8 protein-coding genes are annotated in these 10684 nt (G+C 70.2%); 7 read left to right on the top strand and 1 reads right to left on the bottom strand.

The window, feature by feature from the left end; all coding sequences use genetic code 11:
• Positions 1–65: 65 nt before the first annotated feature.
• The 6 genes from ACIRU3_RS36130 to ACIRU3_RS36155 all read left to right on the top strand — a co-directional run bounded on the left by ACIRU3_RS36130 (position 66) and on the right by ACIRU3_RS36155 (position 6929).
• Entirely contained in the window at positions 66–2102 is a 2037-nt protein-coding gene (locus ACIRU3_RS36130) for a M4 family metallopeptidase (RefSeq protein ID WP_404065746.1), read from the top strand.
• Between the two features lie 253 nt (positions 2103–2355).
• A complete protein-coding gene (locus ACIRU3_RS36135; RefSeq protein ID WP_404065748.1) occupies positions 2356–4020 on the top strand; it encodes a M4 family metallopeptidase in 1665 nt (554 codons plus the stop codon).
• A gap of 70 nt (positions 4021–4090) precedes the next feature.
• Positions 4091–4612, top strand: a complete 522-nt coding sequence (locus ACIRU3_RS36140) for a DUF1990 domain-containing protein (RefSeq protein WP_404065751.1) — start codon at positions 4091–4093, stop codon at positions 4610–4612.
• Between the two features lie 183 nt (positions 4613–4795).
• Complete coding sequence (locus ACIRU3_RS36145; RefSeq protein WP_404065754.1) at positions 4796–5245, top strand: hypothetical protein; 450 nt, start codon at positions 4796–4798, stop codon at positions 5243–5245.
• Between the two features lie 2 nt (positions 5246–5247).
• Positions 5248–6507, top strand: a complete 1260-nt coding sequence (locus ACIRU3_RS36150; RefSeq protein WP_404065768.1) for an amidase domain-containing protein — start codon at positions 5248–5250, stop codon at positions 6505–6507.
• Complete coding sequence (locus ACIRU3_RS36155) at positions 6507–6929, top strand: hypothetical protein (RefSeq protein WP_404065757.1); 423 nt, start codon at positions 6507–6509, stop codon at positions 6927–6929. The genes ACIRU3_RS36150 and ACIRU3_RS36155 overlap by 1 nt, the downstream gene beginning before the upstream one ends.
• A 52-nt stretch (positions 6930–6981) precedes the next feature.
• Here ACIRU3_RS36155 and ACIRU3_RS36160 read toward each other — a convergent pair whose 3' ends face one another.
• Positions 6982–9600 carry a glycosyltransferase family 1 protein gene (locus tag ACIRU3_RS36160; protein WP_404065760.1) on the bottom strand — a complete coding sequence of 873 codons (2619 nt, stop codon included), beginning with the start codon at positions 9598–9600 and terminating at the stop codon, positions 6982–6984.
• 361 nt (positions 9601–9961) lie between these two features.
• On the opposite strand from ACIRU3_RS36160, the gene ACIRU3_RS36165 reads away from it, so the two are divergent.
• Positions 9962–10684 (top strand): maltotransferase domain-containing protein (locus tag ACIRU3_RS36165; protein ID WP_404065762.1); only part of this gene is annotated, 723 nt, incomplete at its 3' end.

Below are 10684 nucleotides of genomic sequence, written 5' to 3' on the forward strand. Positions count from 1 at the left end.
ACGTCCCAACCCACCGTCCGGTCTCCCCTGGCCGCGCGACCCGCGGTCACGCAGAAGGAGTCAGTGTGAGTAGCACCTCTCGCAGACGCACCTCCCACATCGCGCACCGCCGCACCGCCACCGTCGCCCTCGCGGGCGTGGCCGCGCTCATCGCCGCGGCCCTCCAGTCGGGTGCGGCGTCCGCCGCCCCCACGAAGCCGCAGGCCGGCAAGGTCAACCCCGCCCATGTGGCCCTCAAGCTCACGCCCTCGCAGCGCGCCGAGCTGATCCGGCACGCGGACGCCGAGAAGGCCGCGACGGCACGGTCCATAGGCCTCGGCGCCAAGGAGAAGCTGGTCGTCCACGACGTCGTCAAGGACGCGGACGGCACCCTGCACACCCGCTACGAGCGCACGTACGCGGGCCTGCCGGTGCTCGGCGGCGACCTCATCGTGGACACCGCCAAGTCCGGTGCCACGAAGTCCGTCACGAAGGCCACCAGCGCCTCGCTGAAGGTCGCGGACCTCACCCCGGCCGTGTCGAAGGCCTCGGTCGAGAAGCAGGCGGTCCAGCGGGCCAAGGCCCTCGGCGGCAGCAAGTCGGCCGCGGACAGCGTGCGCAAGGTGATCTGGGCCGGCTCCGGCAAGCCCGTCCTGGCCTACGAGACCGTCGTCGGCGGCCTCCAGGACGACGGCACCCCGAACCAGCTCCACATCGTCACCGACGCCGCCACCGGCAAGAAGCTCTTCGAGTACCAGGGCATCAAGAACGGCGTCGGCAACACCCAGTACAGCGGCCAGGTGACGCTGACCACGACCCAGTCGGGGTCGAACTACACGCTGAACGACGGGGCGCGCGGCAACCACAAGACGTACAACCTGAACCACGGCAGCTCGGGCACCGGCACCCTGTTCTCCCAGACCAACGACACCTGGGGCAACGGCACGACGTCCAACGCCGCCACCGCGGGCGCGGACGCCCACTACGGCGCCGCGGTCACCTGGGACTTCTACAAGAACACCTTCGGCCGCAGCGGCATCAAGAACAACGGCGTCGGCGCCTACTCCCGCGTCCACTACGGCAACTCGTACGTGAACGCCTTCTGGGACGACGGCTGCTTCTGCATGACCTACGGCGACGGCTCCGGCAACGCCGACCCGCTGACCTCGCTGGACGTCGCGGGGCACGAAATGAGCCACGGCGTCACGTCCAACACCGCGGGCCTCAACTACAGCGGTGAGTCCGGCGGCCTGAACGAGGCCACCTCCGACATCATGGGCACCGGCGTGGAGTTCTACGCCAACAACAGCTCGGACGTCGGCGACTACCTCATCGGCGAGAAGATCGACATCAACGGCGACGGCACCCCGCTGCGCTACATGGACAAGCCCAGCAAGGACGGCGCGTCCAAGGACAGCTGGTACTCCGGGATCGGCGGCATCGACGTGCACTACTCGTCGGGCCCCGCGAACCACTTCTTCTACCTGCTGAGCGAGGGCAGCGGCACCAAGGTCATCAACGGTGTCACCTACAACTCGTCGACCGCGGACGGCCTCCCGGTCACCGGCATCGGCCGCGACAAGGCACTGCAGATCTGGTACCGGGCGCTGACCACCAAGTGGACGTCCACCACCAACTACGCGGGTGCCCGCACCGGCACCCTCGCGGCGGCCGGCGAGCTGTACGGCACCACCAGCGCCGAGTACAAGGCGGTGCAGGACGCCTGGGCGGGCGTGGCGGTCGGTTCGCGCTCCGGTGGCGGCGGGGGCGGCGGCACCTCGTACGAGAACACCTCGCCGGTGTCGATACCGGACAACGGTCCCGCGGTCACCTCGAACATCACCGTCTCCGGCAGGAGCGGAAACGCGCCAAGCAACCTCTCGGTGAGCGTCGACATCACGCACACCTGGCGCGGTGACCTGGTGATCGATCTGGTCGGCCCGTCGGGTACCTCGTACCGCCTGAAGAGCTTCAGCTCCTCCGACTCGGCGGACAACGTGAACGCGACCTACACGGTCAACGCCTCCTCCGAATCGGCCAATGGCACCTGGAAGTTGAAGGTCCAGGACCAGGCCGCGCAGGACGTCGGCAAGATCAACAGCTGGAAGATCACGTTCCCGTAAACCGCACGCCACAGGCCGGGGAACAAGGCGCCGCCCGAGAGGTTCGCACCTCTCGGGCGGCGCCCGTGTTACACGCCTGAAACGTTCACGGGACAGTCGACTTTCGGCCAACATCACTTCAAGGTCATGACATGTACGCGCCCTTGATGCCACTCTCTCTCCACCCGCCGCAGCAGCACAGCAACTTCACCACGTCACACTCTCCGGCCAGTAACCCCACACTGTCCGGTCTCCCCCACGAGAAGGAGCTTCTGTGAGCCCCCTCTACGCGCGTCACAAGCGCACCACTCTGGCCATCGCCACCGCTGTCGCGGCCGGAGCCCTGCTCTCCACCGGTCTGACCACCAGTGCCAACGCCCAGACCCCGGCCGAGTCCGCCGCAGCCAAGCCGCTCGCGGCCGCCCCGACCGCGCTGTCCGCCGCGGCCCGCACCACCCTGATCCAGAAGGCCCAGGCCGGCGCGGCCGAGACCGCGCAGCAGATAGGCCTCGGCGCCAAGGAGAAGCTGGTCGTCAAGGACGTCGTCAAGGACGCCGACGGCACCGTCCACACCCGCTACGAGCGCACCTACGCGGGCCTGCCGGTGCTCGGCGGCGACCTGGTCGTCCACACCGCGAAGTCCGGCAAGAGCGAGGGCGTCACCAAGGCGACCAAGGCGGCCGTCAAGGTGGCCTCGCTCACGCCGCAGATCACCGCCGCCAAGGCGGAGAAGCAGGCCGTGAGCGCCGCGAAGACCCTGGGTTCCGCCAAGACCTCCGCGGACGGCGCACGCAAGGTGATCTGGGCCGGCTCCGGCAAGCCCGTTCTCGCCTACGAGACGGTCGTCGGCGGCCTCCAGGACGACGGCACTCCGAACCAGCTGCACGTCATCACCGACGCGGCCACCGGCAAGAAGCTCTTCGAGTACCAGGGCATCGAGAACGCGACCGGCACCGGCAAGACGCTGTACTCGGGCAGCGTCAGCCTCACCACCACCCAGTCGGGCTCGACGTACTCGCTGACCGACGCCTCGCGCGGTGGTCACAAGACGTACAACCTGAAGCACACCACGAGCTCCGGCACCGGCACCCTGTTCACCGACGCGGACAACACGTGGGGCACCGGCACCGCCTCCAGCTCCACCACCGACCAGACCGCGGCCGCCGACGCCGCCTACGGCGCGCAGGAGACCTGGGACTTCTACAAGTCCACCTTCGGCCGCAGCGGCATCAAGAACAACGGTGTCGGCGCCTACTCCCGCGTCCACTACGGCAGCTCGTACGTCAACGCCTTCTGGGACGACGACTGCTTCTGCATGACCTACGGCGACGGCGAGAGCAACACGCACCCGCTGACCTCGCTGGACGTGGCCGGCCACGAGATGAGCCACGGCGTCACCGCGAACACCGCGGGCCTGGAGTACTCCGGTGAGTCCGGCGGACTCAACGAGGCGACCTCCGACATCTTCGGCACCGGCGTCGAGTTCTACGCCAACAACGCGTCCGACAAGGGCGACTACCTCATCGGCGAGAAGATCGACATCAACGGCGACGGCACCCCGCTGCGCTACATGGACAAGCCCAGCAAGGACGGCGGCTCGGCGGACAACTGGTCCTCCTCGGTCGGCAACAAGGACGTCCACTACTCGTCCGGCGTCGCCAACCACTTCTTCTACCTCCTGTCCGAGGGCAGCGGCGCGAAGACGATCAACGGGGTGTCGTACAACTCCCCGACCTCCAACGGCTCCACGGTCACCGGCATCGGCCGCGCCAAGGCGCTGCAGATCTGGTACAAGGCGCTGACGACGTACATGACGTCGACGACCAAATACAAGGCGGCCCGCACGGCGACCCTGAGCGCGGCGTCCGCGCTGTACGGCGCCGGCAGCACCGAGTACAAGACGGTGGCGGCGGCCTGGTCGGCGGTCAACGTCAGCTGACCCCAGGGCGATCTTGCAGGGCGGTACCCGGGCGAACGGCGTCCCGGGTGCCGCCCTACCCTTGTGACCCATGTCCCCGGCGCCCTTCACCTACGAGCCGGTCGGCGCGACCCGCGACGACCTGGCCGTCTGCCCTCCCGGCTTCCACCCCCTGCTCGTGCGCACGCGCCTCGGCGAGGGCCCGGAGGTCTTCCGCCGGGCCGCCGACGCGGTCCTCACCTGGGAGATGCACCGCTCGATGGGCGTGGGCATCGACACCACCGCCGACCGCGCGGCCCCCGACGTCGACGTCACGGTCAACCTGGCCGGCCTCATCAAGGCCCCCTGCCGCGTCGTCTGGACGGTCGACGAACCCCGCCGCGCCGGCTGGGCCTACGGCACCCTGGAGGGCCACCCCGAGTGCGGCGAGGAGGCCTTCGTGGTCGACCGCACCGGTGACGGCACCGTCTGGCTGACCGTGGCCGCCTTCAGCCGCGCCCGGAAGTGGTACGCCCGCGCCGGCGGGGCGGCGACGAGAGGGCTGCAGCATGCGTACGCACGACGGTGCGGGGCGACACTGAAGCGCCTGTGCGCTCCGCTCGATGCGGACTGACCGCACTCTCCGGTCACCCGGTGGCCCGGTCACCCGGTCACGAAACATCCACCCCGCTCCTTGACGTGCCCACCACCACTGTCTGCTACGTTCGAACAGGATCGTGAATTCACTGCAAACACGGCTTCACAGTCGGCCGGACCTGCAGAAGCGGCCAGGCACACACGGGGGAGGCACACGCCCATGGCGTGGGAAGAGTGGGAACAGCTGAAAGCCGCGGCTGCGGCACGGCAGCAGAGCTCCGCGGGCTCAGCCGCCCAGGCGCAGACACGCATGCAACTGAACCACGTGGACGAAGGCGGCGGACGCCGTCCGGACATCGACATCAAGACCCAGGGCGTGCACGGCGCCGCCGACGACACGGAGACACTGTCCCGCCAGGCCATGCTGCGCCTGAGCCACTCCCTCGACACGAGCGACGAGGTGTACGGGGCCCACTACGGCAACGGCTGGCTGAGCCCGGTCCAGCTCAAGGTGTGCGCCCTGGACTGGGAGGAGCACATGGTGTCCCTCGTCAAGCAACTCGGTGATCTCAGCGCCAAGCTGAAGGATTCCGCCAACGGTTACGACAGCGCCGACGCCGAGGCCGAGGCACGGCTGCGCGCGGCCGTCGAGGATCTGCGGAAGGCTTGAGCATGGTCTCGTACGAAGGGATCCAGAACGCCCTCCCCAAGAAGTGGAAGACGGCCGGGGACGAGTGGCACGCACTGGCCAAGTACGCGCTCGAAGCCACGAAGGATCTGCGCGACCTGGGGATCAAGCCGCTGGCCGAGAACTGGACCGACGAGGTCGGGGCGGCCGCTGCGGGCAAGTTCGAGAAGCTGGCCAACCAGCTCGAGTCGGCCTACGACATCCTGCTCGCCGTCAAGATGGTCGTCGAGGGCATGACCACCACCATCGAGACCGCGCACAGCACCATGCGCGAGGCGAACGAGCTCGCGGCCCGGTACGGCCTGACGATCAACAGCGACGGCACGGTCACCGGTCCGCCCGTGCACAGCCGTACGGAGGCCGAGGAACTCGCTCCCTACCGGACGCAGGTACTGGATCTCGTCAACCAGGCCGTGGATCAGGTGACGAACGCCGACAAGCTGGCCGCGAGCGAATTCACCAGGCTCGCCGCCCAGACCGAGCTGTCCGACCCGGACAAGGCGCTCAACGAGCTGCAGACCCACGCCTCGCAGGTCGAGATGCAGATGCTGGCCGCCGACGTCCCGGTCGGCCAGGACCCGACCACCGTGCGCCAGTGGTGGGACGGCCTGACCGCCCAGCAGCGCAAGACCATGATGCTGGCCGAGCCGGTCATGATCGCCAACCTCGACGGCATACCGGCCGACGTGCGCCAGGACCTGCGCGGCAACGGCAAGTACGACCGGGTCAAAATGGTCCAGTACGCCCTGGACAACTGGGACAAGGGCGACCCCACCGACTTCGGCAACAACTGCACCAACTTCGTCTCCAACGCCCTGCATGCCGCGGGGATGAAGGAGAAGACCTCGATCTGGGGAACCACCGACGACGACAGCTGGATGATCGGCAACCGGACCGGCATCGACGCGGTCGACAAGCGGCTCGCGTACTCCGACACCTGGGCCGCCGCCGAGAACAACCAGAACTTCATGCTCAAGCACGGCGGTCAGGAGATTCCGCCGGGCGAGGTGAAGCCGGGCGACATCATCTACTACGAACAGTCCGGCCCCAACGAGCACATCGAGAAGGGCAACACCCACCACGCGGCGATCGTCACCGCGGTGATGCCGGACGGCGAGATCAAGTACACGCAGCACAGCGACCCGAACCAGAATGTCAGTCTGGAAGGGCGCATCAACTCCACCGAGAAGCACGAAGGTGCGCAGAACCTGCGGTTCGTCCGCCCCAACCCGGACTGGTACTGATGACCCCACCCCTGCACGCCCCGTCACCCGCCGCGTCCGCCACGGCCTGGCGCCGGCGAGCGCTGCTCGTACCGCTGCTGGCGGCGGCCTCGGCCGGACTGCTGGCCGCCCGGCTGGCCTGGGACTCCGACACGTTCCAGGACTGCCACTACCTGGGCCCCTCGACGCGGATGTACGTCACCTCGTGGGCCGGTCTTGCCTGTGCCCTGGGCTCCCTGCTGGTGTTCGCGGCACTGCGCCGCGCCACGCACGGGCGGGGGGTGCCCACCGGGGCGACGTGGCGGCAAGGGCTGGCCACGGCGGCCGCGGCGGCCGGCCTGCTGCTGGCGTTGGCGCTGCTCGCGACCGTCTACTGGCTGTACTCCGCGGATCCCGCCGGGGGGAACGACTGCTCGGGCCTGGTGCGCCTGGTCGTGCCGTAGAGCGGGGCGAAGCCCTCCGGTGGGAGGGCTTGCCACACCCGGTACGGAGTTCCTACCGCAGCAGCACCCCCGCCCCCTGCACGGCTTCCTCCGACGGCACCGTCACCAGTCCCAGTTCCGCGCCCGCCGCGAGCAGCCGGTGGGCCGGCAGGATGCGGATCGTGTAGCCGTAGGGCCCGGTGCGGTCCAGACAGAGCGGGCCCTCGTAGAGACGGCGGCCCTCCAGGTCCGGGGCGCCGGTCGGCTTCAGCGGCACCGCGGTGGCGTCGGTGATGCGGTCCTCCTCGTCGACCCGGCCCGACACCGCCTGGACCTCCACGTCGTCCGGTTCGAGATCGCCCAGCCCCACCCGCACCCGCAGCCCCACGGTCGTGCCGAGTTCCGCGGTGGCCGTCGGAGCCGTCGTCTCCACGTGGCCGACGGTCACTGAGGGCCAGGCGGTGCGCACCCTGGCCTTCCAGGCGGCCAGTTCACGGGCCGTGTCCGGGGTCAGCGCGCGGTGCGACAGGGCCGCGGGCGCGTACAGGCGGTCGACGTACTCCCGGACCATGCGGCCCGCCAGCACCTTCGGGCCCAGCAGGGTGAGGGTCTGGCGGACCATGTCGATCCAGCGGTCGGGCAGCCCGCCCCGGCCCTGCTCGTAGAACCGCGGGGTCACCCGCTGCTCCATCAGGTCGTACAGGGCCGCGGCCTCGATGTCGTCACGGCGGTCCGGGTCGGTGCCCACGCCGTCCGCGGTCGGGACGGCCCAGCCGAAGTCCGGCTGGAACCACTCGTCCCACCAGCCGTCCAGCACCGACAGGTTGAGGCAGCCGTTGAGCGCGGCCTTCATCCCGGAGGTGCCGCAGGCCTCCAGCGGGCGCAGGGGGTTGTTCAGCCAGACGTCGCAGCCGGGGTAGAGCCGCTGCGCCATCGCCATGCCGTAGTCGGGCAGGAAGACGATCCGGTGCCGCACGCGCGGGTCGTCGGCGAACCGCACCAGCTCCTGCACCAGTCGCTTCCCGCCGTCGTCCGCCGGATGCGCCTTGCCCGCGACGACGATCTGGATCGGCCGCTCCGGGTGCAGCAGCAGCTCCATCAGCCGGTCCCGGTCGCGCAGCATCAGCGTGAGCCGCTTGTACGACGGCACGCGCCGCGCGAACCCGATCGTCAGCACATCGGGGTCGAGCACACCGTCGATCCAGCCCAGCTCCGCGTTCCCCGCACCACGCTGCCGCCAGGCGACCCGAAGCCGCTCCCGCACCTCGAGCACCAGCTGTTCGCGCAGGGTGCGGCGCAGCTCCCAGATCTCCTGGTCCGGGATGTCCGCGACCGGGTCCCAGCGCTCGCTGCCGCCGACACTCAGCGCGTCCTCGGCCCGCTGGGGGCCGATCTGCCGGGTACCGAGCCCGAGCACCTCGGGGGCGACCCAGGTCGGGGCGTGCACCCCGTTGGTCACGGAGGTGATCGGCACCTCCGTGGCGTCGAATCCCGGCCACAGTCCGGCGAACATCTCGCGGCTGACCTGCCCGTGCAGCAGCGACACCCCGTTCGCGCGCTGGGCCAGCCTGAGTCCCATCACGGCCATGTTGAACAGATTCGGCTCGCCGCCCGGATAGGTCTCCATGCCGAGGGCCAGGATCCGCTGCACGTCGATGCGCGGGAGTTCGGCGTCCGGCCCGAAGTGCCGGGCGACCAGCTCCCGGTCGAAGCGGTCGATGCCGGCCGGCACGGGGGTGTGCGTGGTGAACACGGTCCCGCCCCGTACCGCCTCCAGTGCCGGGTCGAAGTCCAGTCCCCCCTCGCACAGTTCGGCGATCCGCTCAAGGCCGAGGAAGCCCGCGTGCCCCTCGTTGGTGTGGAACACCTCGGGCTCCGGGTGCCCGGTGAGCCGGCAGTACGTCCGCACGGCCCGGACACCCCCTATCCCCAGCAGCATCTCCTGCAGCAGCCGGTGCTCGCTGCCACCGCCGTACAGCCGGTCGGTCACCCCGCGTTCGCCGAGGTCGTTCTCCTCCACGTCCGAGTCGAGCATCAGCAACGGCACCCGGCCCACCTGTGCCAGCCAGATCCGGGCGTGCAGCTCCCGGCCGCCGGGCAGGGCGAGCGATACCCGGGCCGGGCCGCCGTCGGCCTCCTTCAGCAGGCTGACGGGCAGCTCGTGCGGGTCGAGCACCGGGTAGTGCTCCTGCTGCCAGCCGTCCCGGGACAGGGTCTGGCGGAAGTACCCGTGCCGGTACAGCAGCCCGACGCCGATCAGCGGTACTCCGAGGTCGCTGGCCGCCTTGAGATGGTCGCCGGCCAGGATGCCGAGGCCGCCCGAGTACTGGGGCAGCGCGGCCGTGATGCCGAACTCGGGCGAGAAATAGGCGACGGCGGCGGGGAGCCCGTCGTCCTGGTGCTGGTACCAGCGCTCGCCGGTCACATAGTCGTTGAGGTCGTCGGCGACCGCGGTCAGGCGGCGCAGAAACCGCCGGTCCCCGGCCAGCTCGGCCAGCCGGCCCGGGCGCACCCCGCCCAGCAACCGCACCGGGTCGCCCTCGGCGGCGGCCCAGCGTTCGGGGTCGACGGACTGGAACAGTTCGCGCGTTTCCGCATGCCAGGACCAGCGCAGATTGCGCGCCAGGTCGCTCAGCGGCCGGAGGGGTTCGGGGAGAACGGGACGGACGGTGAACCGACGGATCGCCTTCACATTCCACCTCGGACGCGTTACGGGGTGAGACGCACGGCGCTGTACGTCTCGTGGTCAGTGTCGACGGTAGTGGTTACCGGGGGGTCGGTGGGGACGCGCCCGGCGCGGGTGTCGGGGCGCGGCGGGGCACGGGAGGGGTCGCGGCGGGGGCGTGACGGCCTCGGCTGCGGGCACCCGGAAAAAGGGGCTGGACTTGTGTGTAGACATACGCGTGAGTAGTTAACAAAGTGCCGGATTGCCCACCCGAATAGGGTGGGAAGGCTCCTCCGGTACGCCCCACAGCCGCACCACTGCTCACCCGCAGGACCCACCTCCCCACATCCATCCGCCCACACCCACGTTGACGCGGACAGGAGCGGTCATGCCCGCCACGCACCACTCGTCACCACCCCCGACAAGCAGCAAGGCGGCCGGAAGGAAGACTTCGGGCCAGAAATCCGGACAGCCGGCGCAGGAGAGTCCGGCCCCGGCTCCGGCCACGCCCCGGGAGCGCCCCGCGCCGCCCGGTACCACCGCCATCGGCCGGATCCCCGTCCTCGACGTACGCCCCGTGGTCCAGCACGGGCGCAGGCCCGCGAAGGCCGTCGCCGGGGAGTGCTTCGAGGTGTCGGCCACCGTGTTCCGCGAGGGCCACGACGCCGTCGCCGCGAACGTCGTCCTGCGGGACCCCGGGGGCCGCGCGGGCCCTTGGACCCCGATGCGTGAACTCGCCCCGGGCACCGACCGCTGGGGCGCCACCGTCACCGTGGGCGAGCCCGGCCGCTGGAGCTACACGGTGGAGGCCTGGTCGGACCCGGTCGCCACCTGGCGGCACCACGCACGGATCAAGATTCCGGCGGGCATCGACACCGGCCTGGTCCTGGAGGAAGGCGCACGGCTCCACGAGCGGGCGGCCGCCGGAGTCCCGAAGGAGGAACAGGAGGTCGTACGGGAGGTCGCTGCCGCGCTGCGGGACGAGGACCGCCCGGCCGCCTGGCGGCTCGCCGCGGCGCTGTCGCCCGGGGTGGGCGCGGTGTTGTCCCGGTATCCGCTGCGGGAGCTGGTCACCGTGTCCGAGGCGATGCCGCTTCTGGTGGAGCGGGAG

The sequence above is a fragment of the Streptomyces sp. NPDC101151 genome (assembly GCF_044768335.1).
Classification (GTDB): Bacteria; Actinomycetota; Actinomycetes; order Streptomycetales; family Streptomycetaceae; genus Streptomyces.